Consider the following 18,425-nt stretch of genomic DNA (forward strand, 5'->3'; position numbering starts at 1 on the left):
ATGAATAAATATCAGCAGGCCACAACATTTTATAATCACTATGTACGTTTAAGTGATTCAAAGAAAGAAGAGTTTTCACGTTTGTGTAATAAATTATTGAGTTATAATTATATCTGTGCCAGTCGTCCTAAAGATCAGGATGACTATTATAAAATTGTTAGTGAATTAGATTTATATGTTCAATACTTTGCATTAATGGATTATGTTGTAGAACATCATCAAGTAGATAAAGTCATTAATTTATATAATTTACAAAATTATAATCGTTATACATTGAAGAAAAATGAATCCATTGTTTTATTGCTTTTAAGAAGATTCTATTATCAGAAGATGCAGGAAGTTTCATTAATAGATCAGATTACAATGACAATGGAAGAACTTCATGATGCTATGATTGTCACAGGATTATTTGAAAAACGCATCAATAAAGGTGAAATGAGAGACATATTGCGTATTTTAAGACGTTATCATATTATTGACACAACAGGACAAAGTGATGATGATCAATCAATCATTATCATTTATCCAACAATACTCTATGTTTTGCGAGTTCAACAGATAGAAGATATTGATCATCGATTAGCAGAATACAGCAGACAAGGTGGTGACAAAAGTGAAGAAGCTCGTGAAGATGAAGATTATTAACTGGCATCTTTTTAGTAATGAAACAATTGAAATCAAAAATAATGTCGTGATTACTGGAGAAAATGGAACAGGAAAGTCAACATTGCTGGATGCCCTTCAATATGTTTTAACTGCAGGGAAAGCCAAATTTAACAGTGCAGCTAATGATTCTGGAAAACGTAATATAGAAGGGTATATGCGTGGAAAACTAGGACGAGAAGGTAAGCCATTTTTACGTACTGGGGATGTAGTTTCTTACATTGTCTTAGAATATTTTGATGAAACATCCAAACGTTCACAACTAATAGGTGTCGTCCTTGAATTAAGTCAGGCCAATATAAAAAAGGAACTCTTTTTTCAAGTTTTAGACCAAAATATACAGGATGATTTGTTTATTCATAAACGACATATTTATAATCGTAACGAATTTAGAAAAGAATTACAAAAACGCAAGCTTAAAGCCAATTTTGCAGATAAGAAGAGTCAGGTTCCTTCACTTTTTAGACAAAGTTTAGGTGTCTCTTCAAAATATTTTGAACTGATACCTCGAGCCCTGGCATTTAAGCCTATTAATCAGGTATATAATTTTATTTATGATTTTTTATTGAATGAAGATCCTGTCAAAATTGATGATTTACGTAATAATATTCATGCTTATAGACATTTAAGTGATGTCTTAAAAGAACAACAAAAACGTATGGAATTATTAGAGCAAATTGAAAGAACATACCAACAATATCAAAAAACACTGAAACATTTAAAAAATTATGAATTTGTAAAAGATGTGTTTTATATAGAAAGCTTAAATTATCAAAAAGGACAATTGGTACAGGGAATTGCGAAAAACAAAAAAATGATTCAAGATATGGAACAACAGATATCTTTGATTCAAAATCAGTTGCATGGTTTACAAAAAGATGTCTTTCAATTGGAAAGTACTCTTGAATCTAATGAAAGCTATCGTTTAAAAAAAGAACTGGAAGAAAATCTTCATCAGCAACAAAGACGTTTTGAACAGGTATCTCAAGACTATCAGCTCTATGTATCACAATTACAGGAAGATATAGCGATGTTAAAACGCTTGAGGATGAAAGAGACTTTTGTTGAACGTATTCAAGATCAGGATTATGATAGTCAGTATTTAAGTGAACAGCTTTTTGATATCCGTAATGATTTAAATGAAAGACGAAATGTCAATATGCAAAAAATGGTTCAATATGATCATGAATTCAAACAGCTTAGAGAGACCAGTCAACAGTTCAATAAACAGATGGAACTTTTGAATCGTAATCGTTTTTATTATCGCAAAGAAGTCAGTGAACTGATTCATATTCTATCGGTGAATCTGGAAGAATATTTTCAACAAAAAGTTGAAGTCAAACCTTTGTGTGAATATCTGGAAGTAACAGATGAATCATGGCGTCAGGCTATTGAAGGTTATCTCAATACGCAACGCTTTGATTTGATTATTGAACCTGCTTATTTTCAAAAAGCCATGCAGATTTATGAACAATATAAAGCAGAACATCATATTTTTGGTGTCGGTATTGTAAATGTGATTCCTTTACAGAAATATTCTCAAACAGCAGAAAATAGCCTGGCACAGTTTGTGACAAGTTATAATAGCTATGCCAAAAATTATGCTAATATGATTTTAAATAAGGTTCATTGTGTTGAACATGTTGAAGATTTGACACAATATCCAATTGCTATCACAAAGACATGCATGGTTTATCAAAATTATGCTGTAAGAGCTATCAATCCAAAAATCTATCAACAACCATATCTTGGACAAGAAGCTATGAAAATTCAAAAGCAGATCATTCACCAAAAATTAACTGATTTAAAGCAAGAGATGACACAGATAGAAAAACAAAAACAGGATGCATCAAGAATTGTCCATTGGATTGAACAGTCACATATCAGCGATCTTGTTAGAAATTTCTATATTATTGATGATTATCGTCTGCTTGAAAAACAAATTCAGGATTTAAAAACACGCTTAAGTGAGATTGAAGAAGATGATTCCATTATGACTTTGATGTTCCAACTTGAACAGCTTCAAAAAGAATTGAAAACAGTTCAAAATCAGCTGACAGACAAACAAAATCAATATAGCTATGAAACAGTCAGTTTAGAAAATAATCAGAAGTCTTTAGAATCTTTAGAACAGACTTTGTCATCTTTACCACCACTTCCTGAAACACTTGAGCCGGAAGTTGAAAAGATCAAACAACGTTATCAAAAACGTTATGGCAGATATCAGTATCAGGCAATTAATCATCAGCTGCAATCACGTATCAATGAGGATAATGCACAAGTTGTCAAAGATGAAAAAGATGTAGAATATCATATGCGTTCCTTTAATCATGAAGCTAAAATGGGTTATGAAGAAAGTGTTGAAAACATTGATTCTTATTTAACGATGTATTATCAGTTGAGAGATATCGAAATTGTGAAGCGACAGGAAGATGTCCGTCAAGCACGCATGAAGTGTGAAATGTCTTTTCAGGAATCATTTATTTCAAGACTTTACGAAAAGATTCAACAGGCTAAAAAAGACATTCAGGAACTGAATAAAGGATTAAAAAATAAAAACTTTAATGGAGATCACTATGAATTTGAAGTTAATCCAAGTCGTCGACCAGAATATCGACAATATTATGATATCATCAGTACAAACCAGCAATATAACAGCGACAATTTATTTGTTACGACGTTATCACAAGAAAATCGACATGTTATGGATGAATTGTTTAAGCAAATTGCTTTATTAGATGATAATGAAAGTGGAGAAAAGTTACTCAGAAAATATACAGACTATCGTGAATATCTTGATTATGATATCAAGATAACTCATGAAAATGGTGATTTTACCAAATTTTCTAAGGTCAATCGTGAAAAATCAGGTGGAGAGACACAGACACCATTTTATGTTGTGATTGCTTCAAGCTTTGAACAGCTTATTAAGCAACGATATCAGGAAGATTCAGGATGTGTTGTTTTATTTGATGAAGCATTTAATAATATGGATGAAACAAGAATTCAGTCTATGATGAAATTTTATAATGAACTCAATGTTCAGATTATTATTGCAGTTCCACCTGATAGAGCCAGTACAATTATGCCTTATGTTGATACGACACTCGCGATTATCAAATCTGGAGATCATTCTTTTGTCGAGGAAATTATTCATGAATAAATATGGAAAATTGGTTTTAAATCATTTGTTGGATAAATATGAACGCAGTGTTTTGTCTAAACAAGGCTCAAATAAACATTTACGTATTCATATACCAGTGCGTAAACTGTTTCCTAAGTATGATAACAGTGATTATTATCATGAACGTTTAATGATTGATGAAGCACTTCATGATTTAAGAGAATTACATATTGTAGTTCTCTCAATTAATCTAGATGGTATTGATGATATTGAACTTTCTTTAACGAATATTGAAAAAGCCTATCAATATGCGAATCGAACTTTCTCTTTAGAAACAAGAAAGACTGTTATTCAGCTATTGGAACAGACAACATTTTCATATGAATGGTTGGAGACTTTTCGTATCGATATGTTAAAAAAGCTTTCTTTGTTTCAGTCAGTTTATCGCTATTTGAATCTTGATGATATTTTGGAAATTAAGGATATTTTTACAGTTTTGAAAGCTTTGCCTTTACAAAGTCATGAAATCTCATTAAGAAAGTTTTCTTTGGCAGTTTTAAAAGATTCTAAACGTTTAGAAGTTATCAAAACACGTTTATTACATATTTTATTTGATTACTGTCCGGAAAGTTTTGCGGATGAAGATGAAGCTTTTGCTTATTTCAATATTATGAAAAATCCTGGTTTTCTCTATTTAAGGGGACGCATGGTCATTGAACTCAATGGTCAAGTTATTGATTTAGGTCGTTTAAAAAGTCCTTTCTCTTTGATGAGTGAAAATATAGAACAGCTACATATCTTGGATATTCAAAATCAGAATGTTTTGACCATTGAAAATCTGACTTCATTTTATGATACTGTTTTAGATAATACACTTGTGATTTACTTAGGTGGTTATCATAATGCTTTAAGACGTTCGTTGCTGACAAAAATATATGTGCTTTATCCCCATCTAAAGTTTTATCATTTTGGTGATATTGATGCAGGAGGATTTTATATCTATTATCATTTAAAAGAAAAAACACAGATTCCTTTTGAGATGCTTGGTATGGATATTCCCACATTACAGCGATATCAGGCCTATTGTAAATCCTTAACGCAAAATGATAGACGTCGATTAGAAAAATTACAGGAAAAATATCATTTAGAAGTCATCAATTATATGTTAAAGCACAATTGTAAGTTAGAACAAGAAATTGTAAATCTGTAATGACGACATTTTCAAAGAGTCATGATATGGCTCTTTTTATTATGACAAAATATGATATAATGAGCACATATAAGGAGAATTCATTTATGAAAACTGATTTTAATTTATTAACTTTATTTTCTAATCCCAATAATATATCTATCGCCAAAAGTTATGATTGTTATGACAATGTTTTAAGCATTGATCTTAAACAATCTGAAAATGGCTATCATGTTGATGCTGTTGTGAGAGTTAGAAGTGAAGAGTTTCAATGTTCTTTTTCTTTTGACGATGAGTACAGTTTGATGGATTACAATTGTGAATGTATCTGGTGCCGTGATGGTAGTCCATGTGCTCATATTGGAGCAGTTTTATTGAAGTTAAATCAACTGGAAATTCCATCTTTTCCATACCATTATGTCAATTCTCAAGTTGAAGAAGAAAAAAAGCGTCAAGAAGAACATCGCCAACAACAACTTCAGCGTGCTTATGCTTTTAGAGCTTTAGAAACAAATGATTTGATTAAACAGAATAAAGAATATTATCATAATCAGGTGAGTTCATCAATTTCTCATGAACAATATCAATTAACACCTTTTTTTCATAACGAAGATGGTGATTTATATTTAGAATATAAGATTGGTAATGCTAAAAAATATATTATTAAAGATGTTGATGAATTTTTAGAACATATAGAAAATAAAGATCAAGTGAAGTATGGTAAATATTTACAGTTTGTACATACACGTGAATCTTTTACAGATGAAGCTTTAAAACAGATTGCATTTCTTGAACGTGCTAAAATTGCAATGAATAAAGTTAATCCTGAAAATTATTTCTTTAGTTTTCGTAGTTCTTTAAATTTTGGTAGATATGTCTATATTCGTAGTGAATTTCTTGATGATTTTTATGATGTCTATAAAGAATTAGGGTTAGTCCACTGTCTTTTTAAAGATATTGACTATACGATAAAAGCTAGTTTAGTTAAAGAACAAGAATATTATGTACTTAAAATTATTGATGAAAATCAATTTTATTTTGGAAAACAGTATATTTATTTTATATCTACTTTTAAACAACTGACAAAGATTCAACGTATTCAAATGGATTTAAATGAAAAATCGTTTGATATTTTACTCGATTTATTTGAAAATCCAATGTTTATTAAAGAAGAAGACCTCCATGATTTTTATAAATATATATGGGCACCCATGCAAAATTCTTTTGACTTAGAATGTGATTTTGAACTCATTCAATCACCATATACATTCATTAAAATATATGGTGATATCAATGAAAATGAACAGATTTATTTTAAAATTTACTATGAAGATGAAAATCAGAATCATATTCATGCATTTCAAAACGACACAATTACAACAATTGATCAGGATATTGTTGAAGCATATTTACGTCAACAATGTCATCAAATTGATGAAAAAAATGGTTGTGTTTACTTTGATAGTTATGATGAAAAAACATATGAATTTATGCATACAGGTATTGAATTTCTCCAACAATATAGTGAAATATATATTTCCGAAGCATTAAAGAAGATTGGTCAACCGGTACATTATCATATTCAGGTAGGTGTTAAAGTTGATCATGATCTTATATCTTTAGATATGAAAAGTACTCAAATTCCACAAATGGAAATTGCTGAAGTTTTGTCGAAATACCGTCGCAAAAAGAAATTTCATCGTTTAAAAAGTGGTGAACTTCTTTATCTTGAATCACCTGATTTGGAAGAATTATCAAAATTTATGGATGAATATCATATCAATGCGAATGATATTCAAAATGGAAGTCTGACTTTAAATAAAAATCGTGTATTTGCATTGGATAATAATGCAACAGAATTACAACATATACAAATTGAACGAGATGAATCCTTTCAAAAACTCATTCAACAATTCCATCAACATATACAATATGTCTATCCTTTAACATCCTATTATAATCAACTATTGAGAGATTATCAAAAAGAAGGCTATCAATGGTTACGAACACTTTATGAATTGGGATTTAATGGAGTATTGGCTGATGATATGGGACTTGGTAAAACGTTACAAGTCATTGCTTTATTGGATCAATTGGAAACAGATAAACCAAGCTTAGTTGTGTGTCCTTCTTCGTTAATTTATAATTGGGAAGATGAAGTTCATAAGTTTTCTCAAACTTTACCAGTGACATGCATTGTATCGGATGCGAAAACAAGAGAAATGATGATACATAATATTCATGACAAACATCTTTATGTCACTTCTTATGATTATATACGTCGTGATATAGAACTATATGATGCTATTGAGTTTGAATACGTGATTCTTGATGAATCTCAATATATCAAAAACCAGAAAACTAAAAATGCAACATCTGTTAAACAACTCCATGCTCTGCATAAATTAGCACTGTCAGGAACACCTATAGAAAATTCACTAGCTGAATTATGGTCAGTCTTTGATTTTTTAATGCCACAGTATTTATATAATTACCATTATTTTCAAAAGAAATTTGAAACAGATATTGCTAAAAACCAAGACCAAAAGAAAATTCAACAACTTCAAAAAATAGTTTCACCATTTATTTTAAGAAGAAACAAAAAAGATGTCTTATTAGAATTGCCTGATAAGATAGAAAAAACACAATTGATTCCTTTTACACAACAGGAAAGTGAATTGTATTTTGCCAATCTTGCTCAAATTAATACTCAGCTTCAAGAAATATTTCAAATGGAAAAAGTTGATAAGATTGTGATTTTATCAATGTTGACAAAACTAAGACAAATCTGCTGTGAACCCAGAATGATATATGATAATATTTATCAAAGTTCATCTAAGATGAAAGCTTGTATGGATTTGATTTGTAATTATAAAGCCAACCATCAACAAGTCTTATTATTTTCATCTTTTACAAAAGTCTTCGATTTGATGGAAGAAGAACTAAAATTAAATGGCATTCGTTATTTTATCTTAACTGGTGGAACTTCTAAGGAAACAAGGCGAGAACTTGTACAGCGTTTTCAAGAGGGTGAGGCTGATGTCTTTTTGATTTCTTTAAAAGCAGGAGGAACAGGACTTAATCTGACACAGGCACAGGCTGTTATCCACTATGATCCATGGTGGAACATTTCTGCTCAAAATCAGGCGACTGACCGAGCTTATCGCATTGGACAATATCATAATGTTATGGTTCATCAATTGATTATGAAAGAGAGTATTGAAGAAAAAATTCAAATTTTACAGGCTAAGAAAAAAGAGCTCGCAGACATGTTTGTAGAAAACAGTGATGGAAATATTTCTTCATTATCAACAGAAGATTTAAAAGAATTATTTGCTATGTAGGAGGAAGACTATGAGATATTATATTAAAGAATTATTAAATCACAGTTATGAAATAGTAGCTATGGATGGATATGATGCCTATGTCAGCATATATAATCATGAAGATATTCATTTGACTTCTCAACAAAAAGAAGCTGTGTCTTGCTCATCTATTGATAACCAGTATTATTACGGCATTGGTCAAGAAGAATGTCACGACTATTGTCAAATGGCTCAATATTTAGATATGGATCCATTACGATTTTTACAATTCTATCCATCATCACGTGATTATGGAAATTATAAAAACTTTTCTCAATTTCATGACATTCATCATTGCATGGATTTTAAAAAGATCATAGAAGATGAAATCAAAGAACTTGTTTTAAAAGAACAGTTACATCCGGATTCATTATTATATACTCTATTAAAAGCAAAAGGCTATGTTTATCAGTCATCTGATGAAAATATACCTTATGAATTGCTTCATACACCTATTGAAGAACTAGGATTAAGTGTCCGTAGTTACAATTGCCTGAAAAGAGCAAATATTCATACTTTACGTGATTTAAGACAAGTCATGAAAAATGATGAACTTTATAAAATAAGAAATATGGCTCATAAGCTTGTTAAAGAAATTATTGATGCATATTGTCAGTTTCTGAATCAGAATTTTTCTTATCATTTAGAGTTGCATTTCATGCAAAAAAAGAGTCCTATCACATTTGTCTATGATAAGCAAGGTTTTGCATTAAAAAGTATTGTATCTAGCATTTTTCAAGACTTTTTCTTGGCTGATCACAAAAGTTTGTTAAAACATCATGATGCAATTTTTACCCCCAAAATAACAAATGTTCTTTTATGGATGGGTTACAGCAATATTGATGATGTTGAGCCTCACTTACCAAAGCTCGATGATTATTTTTATAAACTTTCTTTTACATCAAAGCCTGATGCTCTACAAAAAAGGTATAATGACTATCTTCATGCTCATATCACATATCATGAAATTCCTTATTCCATTTATCAAAAGCTTATCAATCAGGAGGCTTCACAAAAAGATATACAAAATGCCTTGAAAAAATATAATGCCTATGTTGAAAGTGTTGTTAAACAAATTAATAATAAAATATATTATGTCGAAAACGATCAGACAAGAGAATTTTATCATGATGATGAAAACGATACTGTTGATATATATGATATGGGTATTTATGAATGTATTCAATATGATGATTTGAAAAAGATTATGGATTCATTAGAAGATATCTGTGTTATCAAAGAGGTCATGAAAAAAATAAGATTATCACATTCTTATTATATTATTAAGGATCTCAATGAATATAAAGCACAGGTAGACATGATTATCAAAAATCATTCTCAATTAGAAGCCAAAGAACTTATAGAACAACTATTAGATAATCCGTTTTTATTAAAACATCAATACGAAGAACTTGTTCAATATATTCGTCTCAAATATAATAGCTAAATATTTCTATGAAAAAGGAGTTGCTCTGATGAGTCAACTCCTGAATTTTTTGTATTAAATAATCGCAAGTAAGACAAAGTTTAAGATAAATAATAATGCAACACCAGCAATAATAGGGTGAATATCTTTGGCTTGTTTCTTAAAGATTTTAATTAAACAATAGAAAATAAAGGCACTGGCAATACCATAAGAAATACTATAACAAAGAGCCATAAAGATACCTGCAAAGAAAGCTGGAATCGCATCTTCTAAATTTGACCAGTCAATTTCAGCAAATGATGAAACCATCATACACCCAACAATAATTAATGCTGGTGCTGTTGCAGCTGAAGGAATGGCACTGACAAAAGTTGCTAAAAAGGCACTTAAAGCAAAGCAGATGGCTGTGACAACAGATGTTAACCCTGTACGACCACCAGCTCCAATACCTGCAGCACTTTCTACATAAGTTGTTGTATTTGAAGTTCCAAAAATAGCACCAATAGATGTTGCAGTTGCATCTGCAAACAATGCTTTATCCATTTTAGAACTGAATCCACTACTTGTTTCTAATGCTTTTTCATCTTCTTCAGAGAAAATACCACTACGTCTACCCGTTCCAATAAATGTACCAATTGTATCAAAAGTATCTGACATACTAAATGCAAAAATAGTAATTAAAACTAAAGGTAAACGAGACATATCGCTAAATAATGAAGGTAAACCTTCAGAAGTAAAAATAACACCAAATGTTGAAGGTAAAGCACTTAATGCTTCACTAAAGCTAACAGTATCTGTTGTTGTTGTCACACCAAAAGGAATACCTAAGATAGTTGTGACAATAATCGCAATTAAAATACCACCTTTCACATTTTTTAATGTTAAAATAACTGCTAAAACCAATCCGATTAAGAAAATCCATAAAACAGGTTGATTTAATGTGGCAATGGCAGGAACACCACTATCAAATGTGATAAAACCAACATTTAAGAAACCTAAATAAGCAATAAAGACACCAATTCCACCACCAATAGCATTTTGTAAAGATTGTGGAATAGCCTTAATAATGATTTTTCTGATCTTTGTAACAGTAATAAAAATATTAATCAAACCACAAATAAAAACCATTGATAAGGCTTGTTGCCATGTGAATTGTAATTGAAAACATACTGTATAAACGAAAAATGCATTCAATCCCATTCCAGGTGCTTGAGCATAAGGAACATTTGCTACAAGTCCCATAATTAAAGTTCCAACCACTGCAGAAATAATTGTAGCTAAGAAGACAGCTCCCCATTCCATTCCAGCTTGTGATAATGTATTTGGATTGACTGCAATAATATAAGCCATCGCAAAGAATGTTGTAATTCCAGCCATCACTTCTGTTGAAACAGTCGTTCCATTTTCTTTCAATTTAAATAATTTTTCCATTTTTTCTCCCTTCTCCTGATTTTAATCAAGAATGTCTAAACTTTATCATATTTCAAATTAATTTTCAAATACATTCATCAAATGACTTTATTCATATCATTATTTATTAATGCTTCATAGAAAATATTATTAAGAAATATGATTTTCTTGTATAATAAATTTGAAATCAAAATTCAATTTAAACGATATCATCAATAAATTCTGTTATGTTGAAAAAGATGTAGCAAGATATCGCTATATTTATGAACAGCATTTCAAAAAGAAAGTCAGGAGGGTTTAAGTAAATATGAAATTGACACCTATAAGTCGTTACATGGCATTACTGTTACGTCATCATCCTGAACAGGCAGGGATAACCTTAGATGAACATGGCTGGGCACATGTAGATGAATTAATCAAAGGTATTCAAAAAAGATATCCACAATTTCAACGAGAGATATTAGAAGAGATTGTTCGCACTGATTCAAAACAAAGATATGCTTTTAATGAAGATCATACTTTGATTCGCGCTAATCAGGGTCATTCTATACCTATTGATATTGAATTCAAACATGCAGTGCCACCTGATATTTTATATCATGGAACAGCTAAAAAGTATGTATCTTCTATTCAACAGCAAGGTTTGATTTCTAAATCGCGACTTTATGTTCATTTATCGACTGATGTTGAAACAGCTATAAAAGTAGGAAAAAGACATGGAGAACCTGTTATCTATCAAATTGATGCGAAACAAATGTATCAGGATGGCATTATTTTTTATCTTTCAGCTAATTATATCTGGCTCGTGAAAAAGGTTCCGCTTCAATATATGAAGCGACTGGATATAGAAAATATAAATCAGACATGAAATGTTTGAGTGTTATGTTCAAAAGGATTACAATAAAGATATAGATAATAATAAAGGAGACATGAATTTATGGGAAAATGAGATGGAAAAGTTGCAATCATTACAGGAGCTGCTGCTGGATTGGGTGAAGGTATTGCAGAAGCCTATGTGAAATATGGAGCTAAAATCTGTATGGTTGATTTATCAAAAGATGTTGAACAGACAGCTCAAAAGCTACGTGATCAATATCATGGTGATATCATCACTTATGTGGGTAATGTTGCTGATAAAAATCAAATGAAAGAAGCAGTTCAAACGACAGTGGATACATTTGGAGAAGTGAATATTGCCTGCTGTAATGCTGGAGTTTGTCGCTTAGCACCATTTGAACAAATGAGTGATGAAATGAGAGATTTTCATATTGATGTCAATATCAAAGGTGTATGGAATACTTGTCAGGCAGTCATTCCTTATATGTTAAAACAAGGGAAAGGAAGTATTGTGATTGCTTCTTCCGTGACTGGAGATATTGTGGCTGATGCAGGAGAAGCAGCTTATGCTATGACAAAAGCTGCTTTGGTTGGTTTAACAAAATGTCTAGCGGTTGAATATGCCAGCCGTCATATTCGTGTGAACTGTTCACAACTTGGTTATGCCAGAACACCAATGGTTGAAAAGATGGCAGTAGAATCAAATCCAGATGATCCAGAAAGTGCAATTGCTGATATTGCCAAAGGCGTTCCAATGGGAAGACTTGCCAAACCAATAGAAGTTGGAGAATTATTTGCATTTTTAGGTAGTGATGAGTCAAGTTATATCACTGGTTCACAGTTTGTTATTGATGGTGGAAGTACATTGCCTGAAACGATGAGTATGGGAACAAATGAATAAACGTATAGAGGGAACATGTCCATTCCCTCTTTTTTCATGATCATGAAAGTAGTAGAATATTAAAAAATATGTTAAAATACGCCATATAATCACAAGTCTATATGATGTTATAGACAAGTTATTCAACTTATCAATGTTTAAGTATGATTATAATTCAATAGATTCATGAAAAGTGGTATTATGATTTTTGATGGAGATATTCATTAAACTGATTAAATACAGATAGAATCAATAATTAATGAGCTTCTTTTTATGACACTCATTTGAACATGTTTATAAAAGATAATTCCATAAATGAAGGGAGATGGTAATTTGACAAAGGTAGATTTAATTACTGGTTTTTTAGGTTCAGGAAAGACTACATTTATTAAACATTATGCCAGTTATCTGGTGAAGCAGGGATATAAAGTGGGTATCATTGAAAATGACTTTGGCGCTGTCAATGTGGATATGATGCTTTTACAGGAATCATTAGGTACACAATGTGATTTAGAAATGATTGCGGGTGGTTGTGATCGCCAAACGCATCAAAGACGTTTCAAGACTAAACTCATTTCAATGGGCATGTTAAAATATGATTATCTTTTGGTTGAACCATCTGGTATATATGATGTTGATGAATTCTTTGATGTCTTACATGAAGAACCTTTAGAAAACTGGTATGAAATAGGAAATGTTTTTGCTGTTGTCAATGCTCAAATTGAACAGCATTTATCAAAGACTTCACGTTTTTTATTAGCTTCTCAAGTTGCTCATGCAGGATGTATTTTATTGAGTCATTATCAGGAAGCCAGTTTGGAAGAAGTGAAGCAGACAATTCATTTCATTCAACAATCTCTTTATGATGTACAATGTCAAAGAGTGCTTCAAGAAACGGATTTTGATACACATTGGATGCAATGGACGGACGAAGATTTCCAAAGTTTTATGAATAAAAGTTATGTGTTGAGTGATTATATGAAACATGAGATTGATTATCAAAAAGCATATACATCATTATATTTTATGAATAATCGTTTGAATCAGACAGAATTCAAGAAAGCTATTGATTCTATTTTTCATGATTTGTCATGTGGACATGTTTTTCGTATCAAAGGATTTATATCTGAAAATCAACAATGGATGGAATTGAATGCCACTCAAGATCATATCTCTTTACAACCTATATCTGATGGACAGGATATTGTGATTGTCATTGGAGAAGATTTGAATCAGGAACATATTGAAACTTATTTAAAGCCATAAAAAAACATCGTTACGACGATGTTTTTTTTCGTATAGAAACTTCTCCAGAACAAAGCTGACTGATGCCTTTTTCAGTTTGAATCTTTAATGATGCATCATCATGAATATCTAAAACATAAGCTGTATAGGTCTGATTATTTTCATAGACGGTAATATTTTGATGTAAAATATAAGAATGCTGACGATAAAAATCAAGAAATGAAGATGTCTGTAAGTTTTGATAATCTTGATAGAAAATATGAAAAAAATCTATAATGAGCTGTTCACGAGAAACTTTTGTTGTACAAAAGTCTTCAATACAGCCTGCAATATTTTGTAGTTCATCAGGCATTGTATAAGAATGAACATTGATACCAATACCGACAATCATATTTTCAATACGAGCTGTATTCATTTCAAGACTCGCTTCACATAAAATTCCTGCAACCTTTAAATCCTGAATCATAATATCATTAACCCATTTGATTTGAGGATAAACAGGATAATTTTTTTCAATCGTTTTGACTAGCGATACAGCTAGGCATGCAGTGATTTTTAAAGAATCATAAATGGTTAGATCTGGTTTTAAGACAAAAGATAAATAAATCCCTTTTTGTTGAGGGGAATGAAAGCTTTTTCCATTTCTTCCTTTTCCTTTTGTCTGTGATTGGGCAATGACAATATCTCCCTGTTGATGAGGTGATCTTTTTAAATAATCATTGGTTGAATCAATATCATCAAAATACTCAATGTTCTTAAAAAAATCAGGAAGCCGTGCTTTGATATGATCAATCAAGATCACATCATTATCGTCAGTTAAACAATATCCTTTTTTTGTCGATGATAAAATATGATATCCTTTCTCTTTTAATTTTTTTATACATGTTGATATTGTCATACGTGACACATTTAAACTTTCACAAATATCTTGTCCAGAAATATATTCATTTTGGTGTTGTTTTAATATTTTTAAGATTTCTTTTTCCATGCATTTATTATAGCTTATGTTTATAGGAAAGATAAAGGGATATTATATACTTTTTCACTCAAAAAGTATAAAATAGAGATAGGAGGTGTGAATATGCCAACAGTAGAAGATGTATTAGATGATTTGACTTTACAGGCCAGTGAGATTGTATCTAGAGAAGATGATAGTCAAATTGTCATAGATTTATATAATGTGATTTCTCAAAAGTGTGAAAACGGGGATTTATTAAATGAATTGAATGGAATCGAAAGAGTTTTCTATCTCTGTCAGACTTTTGTTTTGATGATGGGTAGTGGTGGTATAGAAACCTATTACAAAGAGCCATCAGGAAATTATGCTAATGAAACAGTGGAAGCATTACTAGAAATGAATGCCAAACGTACTGCTTTGATTTTGGATAGAGGCAATGGTATTTTTCATGAAGGAATTGTACCCGAGAATCAACAATTAAGAATAGAAGAATTGAAAAACTTGGATTATAGTGAAGTTTCATGGTTGTTTGATTTATTGGATCAGGAATTTTTGCAGTTAAAAGAAGATTTAGAAATGTTGAGTTTGAATTATGTTTTGAATCATAAAGAAGCTTTTATGTAAGAAAAGAGATTGTGTTTTCTAAAAGATATGATTATAATGAAAATGAGGTGAATAAGGAATGGATTATTTTGATAAAATAAAAGAGAGATTATCATCTAAATTAAAAGGTCAGGAATTAACAAAAGAATCTTCTTTTAAAGATTTAGGTATTGATTCATTGGATTTGGTTGATTTAGTCTTTGAATTAGAAGAAGAAATTGGTGTTGAGTTTCAAGATGATGAATTGTTGAAAATTACAACAGTACAAGATTTATTAGATTTAATTGATACAAAGAAATAGGGGGGGAAACTCTATTTCTTTTTTGTTAGGAGGAAAGTTATGATTTATCAGGTTGATCATCAAAAAGAAATTGTTAATATTCATGATATTCAAGAGGAACATCGTTATATTGCGATGATGGATTTAGAAGAACTCAAGTCCTGTTATCAGGAGTTTGGCATTGATGAAGCTGCTATTCAACGTTTAGAAGATCCTTCATTATTTCATCAAAATATGATTATTCCAGCATATCATTATTATTTTGGTTTGGTTCATTTGATTAATGCAAGAGATATTTTTGTAAAGAAAGATTCATTGGCGTTATTTATCTTTAAAAATATATTTTTGGTTGTTGTGATTGATGATGAAGATCATCACATCAATCAGGTTTTTCAATCATCCAGTGATTATGTTTTACAAAAAGAAGCTTCTATTACAAGACTTGTTTATTATTTTTTAAGTGATCTTCTCGCTGCTGATTATCAGTATCTTGAAGAACTTCAAAATGAAATTGAGGAACTAGAAACACAAGAAGAAGATTCCATGCATTTTACAAATCAGTTAAGACAGTTAAATAAAGAATTGCTGTTATTACAAAATTATTATGAAAACTTCATGACGATAGGTGAAGATTTAGAAATGAATCATCATCATATTTTTGAAGATGATGATTCAAGATATTTTGAAATCTTTACACGTCGTATTGAGCGTTTATCAAAAAATGTAGAAATGTTAAGAGAAATCTTGAATCAGGCTCATAGTGCTCATCAGTCTAGAGAAGACTATAAACTGAATAAAACAATGCAATTTTTTACTGTTGTCACAACGATCTTTATGCCATTGACTTTAATTGCAGGATGGTATGGGATGAATTTTGAAAATATGCCTGAATTAAAAAGTATATATGGTTATCCAGCTGTGATTGTATTAAGCTGTATTGTTGTGATTGGATTGATTGTTTTATTTAAGAAAAAGAAATTTTTATAACATGTCTAAAAAAACTTGATAAAAGATTTGTAAAGCTTCTTTTAAATCATGACTATCAATTCTTGCCAGACTTAAACGAATCGAAGGATGAAAATGGGAAGGATCATAAAAACATCTTTCATTACGGGCAATTTTGATATGTTTTTGTTGGAGTCTGGTTTGAAATAAATCAAGATTGATATCAACAAGACATTGAATGGTTAAATAGTAACCAGAATAGCTGGAAATCACTTGAATCAGTTGTGAATCCCAGTTTTGAGTGACTTTTTTGATAATCTGATAATCTTTTTTTAAATGATTTTGTAGTTGCTGAGTTTGTTTTTTATAAAGTGAGCTTTTAATGTAGGATTCTAAAGTGGCTTGAGAAATTAATGATGGTAATTGATAAGAATAATAGTAGGATTGATGACTCAATTTTTCAAATGTGTTTTTAAAGTCTTTATGAATAATCGCAGCACCAATACGTAAATAAGGAATTGTTTTTGAAAAGCTTGTTAGATAAATACAGTTTTGTCCTTCCATATAATAATAGAGTGGTAAATAATGTGATGTTGATGAACAATGTCCAAAGTAATCATCTTCAATAATATAGACGTTATACTTTAAAGCCAGTTGCGCAATTTTTTGACGCATAGAGGTAGAATAAGTTGTTCCTAAAGGGGTTGTGATTACGTGGAATGGTATAAAAGAATTTAATGTCATAATGTTGAAAGAGATATTGTAATTGAGTTAAATCAATACCATTTTCATCACGGGCAATTGTCAAAACAGGCAATGATTGAGATTTTAAAAATTGAACATAATAACTATATGTTGGCTCTTCAATCAGAATATATGTATGCTGATTAGGAAAATCAATAGCCGATAAAAAAGATAACATTTGTGTGACACCTTGAATCAGATAGATAGAACTTTCTTGAGTATAAATGCCCATGTCAAAAAAGAAGTCGGCTAAAGTCTGGCGTAAAGATTGAACACCTTGTAAAGACAGGTTCAATGAAGATTCCCTATATTCTTCAATAGCTAAAGATAAGCAATGTTTGGCATCTTCTAAAGATGTTGCTTTGATTGCAGGATTCCCTGTTTCTAGTGAAAATTCTTTTGTATTGGATATTGGTAAGATAGGGGAACCAAGTACATAATAGCCACTTTGTGCTTTGGCATAAATCAAATGTTGATGAATTAATAATTGATAAGCTTTGATCACTGTTTCTTTACTACATCCTTGTTTTTTAGCCATAGTTCCAATCGAAGGCAGACGTTCTCCCTGTTTATAAATCTGTTGCATGATATCTTGTTCTAATGATTGAGCTAAACGTTCATATTTGGTCATATTGATCAACTCCTTAAAGAGAGTATATCACATTCTAAATTATACCGGTATAGTTAACAATTCATTGCATTGCTTTTTTAAATAATTATTTTATAATGAAATCATCAAGAAGAAAGAGGTGCTCA

Annotated in this window: 14 protein-coding genes and 1 pseudogene; 11 read left to right on the forward strand and 4 right to left on the reverse strand. The window is 30.6% G+C overall.

Annotated elements, in window-relative coordinates; genetic code table 11:
• The 5 genes from ACESR5_RS04445 to ACESR5_RS04465 all read left to right on the forward strand — a co-directional run bounded on the left by ACESR5_RS04445 (position 1) and on the right by ACESR5_RS04465 (position 9,788).
• Positions 1-645: a DUF4194 domain-containing protein gene (locus ACESR5_RS04445; RefSeq protein ID WP_373154445.1), complete on the forward strand. Its 645-nt coding sequence runs from the start codon at positions 1-3 to the stop codon at positions 643-645.
• Positions 614-3,826, forward strand: coding sequence for an ATP-binding protein (locus tag ACESR5_RS04450; protein WP_373154446.1), 3,213 nt, complete (start codon positions 614-616; stop codon positions 3,824-3,826). The genes ACESR5_RS04445 and ACESR5_RS04450 overlap by 32 nt, the downstream gene beginning before the upstream one ends.
• Complete coding sequence (locus ACESR5_RS04455; RefSeq protein WP_373154447.1) at positions 3,819-4,997, forward strand: Wadjet anti-phage system protein JetD domain-containing protein; 1,179 nt, start codon at positions 3,819-3,821, stop codon at positions 4,995-4,997. The genes ACESR5_RS04450 and ACESR5_RS04455 overlap by 8 nt, the downstream gene beginning before the upstream one ends.
• Positions 4,998-5,083: 86 nt before the next feature.
• The gene (locus ACESR5_RS04460; RefSeq protein WP_373154449.1) at positions 5,084-8,320 is read left to right on the forward strand and encodes an SNF2-related protein; all 3,237 of its coding nucleotides are present in this window, start codon (positions 5,084-5,086) and stop codon (positions 8,318-8,320) included.
• Between the two features lie 10 nt (positions 8,321-8,330).
• A complete protein-coding gene (locus tag ACESR5_RS04465) occupies positions 8,331-9,788 on the forward strand; it encodes a DNA-directed RNA polymerase subunit alpha C-terminal domain-containing protein (protein ID WP_373154450.1) in 1,458 nt (485 codons plus the stop codon).
• A gap of 54 nt (positions 9,789-9,842) precedes the next feature.
• Here ACESR5_RS04465 and ACESR5_RS04470 read toward each other — a convergent pair whose 3' ends face one another.
• Positions 9,843-11,198 carry an NCS2 family permease gene (locus ACESR5_RS04470; RefSeq protein WP_373154451.1) on the reverse strand — a complete coding sequence of 452 codons (1,356 nt, stop codon included), beginning with the start codon at positions 11,196-11,198 and terminating at the stop codon, positions 9,843-9,845.
• A 286-nt stretch (positions 11,199-11,484) separates the two neighbouring features.
• Here ACESR5_RS04470 and ACESR5_RS04475 point away from each other — a divergent pair, with 286 nt between their 5' ends.
• The 3 genes and pseudogenes from ACESR5_RS04475 (at position 11,485) to ACESR5_RS04485 (ending at position 14,160) form a co-directional block, all read left to right on the forward strand.
• Complete coding sequence (locus ACESR5_RS04475; RefSeq protein ID WP_373154452.1) at positions 11,485-12,045, forward strand: RNA 2'-phosphotransferase; 561 nt, start codon at positions 11,485-11,487, stop codon at positions 12,043-12,045.
• A gap of 93 nt (positions 12,046-12,138) precedes the next feature.
• Positions 12,139-12,915: pseudogene (ucpA, locus tag ACESR5_RS04480) on the forward strand (SDR family oxidoreductase UcpA); the annotation flags it as partial.
• Positions 12,916-13,227: 312 nt separating this feature from the next.
• On the forward strand, positions 13,228-14,160 hold the full coding sequence (locus ACESR5_RS04485; RefSeq protein WP_087297473.1) for a GTP-binding protein: 933 nt from the start codon (positions 13,228-13,230) through the stop codon (positions 14,158-14,160).
• Positions 14,161-14,170: 10 nt separating this feature from the next.
• Here ACESR5_RS04485 and ACESR5_RS04490 read toward each other — a convergent pair whose 3' ends face one another.
• Positions 14,171-15,127 (reverse strand): biotin--[acetyl-CoA-carboxylase] ligase, encoded by a 957-nt coding sequence (locus ACESR5_RS04490; protein WP_373154454.1) that lies wholly within the window; start codon positions 15,125-15,127, stop codon positions 14,171-14,173.
• 93 nt (positions 15,128-15,220) lie between these two features.
• Here ACESR5_RS04490 and ACESR5_RS04495 point away from each other — a divergent pair, with 93 nt between their 5' ends.
• Genes ACESR5_RS04495 through ACESR5_RS04505 form a run of 3 tightly spaced genes read left to right on the forward strand, consistent with a single transcriptional unit; the run spans position 15,221 to position 16,967 of the window.
• Entirely contained in the window at positions 15,221-15,721 is a 501-nt protein-coding gene (locus ACESR5_RS04495) for a DUF4375 domain-containing protein (RefSeq protein WP_373154456.1), read from the forward strand.
• A 58-nt stretch (positions 15,722-15,779) separates the two neighbouring features.
• Positions 15,780-16,001, forward strand: coding sequence for an acyl carrier protein (locus tag ACESR5_RS04500; RefSeq protein ID WP_087243132.1), 222 nt, complete (start codon positions 15,780-15,782; stop codon positions 15,999-16,001).
• 39 nt (positions 16,002-16,040) lie between these two features.
• Positions 16,041-16,967 carry a CorA family divalent cation transporter gene (locus ACESR5_RS04505; protein ID WP_087243133.1) on the forward strand — a complete coding sequence of 309 codons (927 nt, stop codon included), beginning with the start codon at positions 16,041-16,043 and terminating at the stop codon, positions 16,965-16,967.
• Here ACESR5_RS04505 and ACESR5_RS04510 read toward each other — a convergent pair.
• Positions 16,962-17,600: an aminotransferase class I/II-fold pyridoxal phosphate-dependent enzyme gene (locus ACESR5_RS04510; protein ID WP_373154458.1), complete on the reverse strand. Its 639-nt coding sequence runs from the start codon at positions 17,598-17,600 to the stop codon at positions 16,962-16,964. The two genes, ACESR5_RS04505 and ACESR5_RS04510, sit on opposite strands and share 6 nt — an antisense overlap.
• Positions 17,563-18,300, reverse strand: a complete 738-nt coding sequence (locus ACESR5_RS04515) for an aminotransferase class I/II-fold pyridoxal phosphate-dependent enzyme (protein WP_373154460.1) — start codon at positions 18,298-18,300, stop codon at positions 17,563-17,565. The genes ACESR5_RS04510 and ACESR5_RS04515 overlap by 38 nt, the downstream gene beginning before the upstream one ends.
• Positions 18,301-18,425: the final 125 nt, after the last annotated feature.

Origin of the sequence: Clostridium sp. AUH-JLR23 (assembly GCF_964238065.1) — a bacterium.
Lineage (GTDB): Bacteria > Bacillota_I > Bacilli_A > Erysipelotrichales > Coprobacillaceae > Allocoprobacillus > Allocoprobacillus merdigallinarum.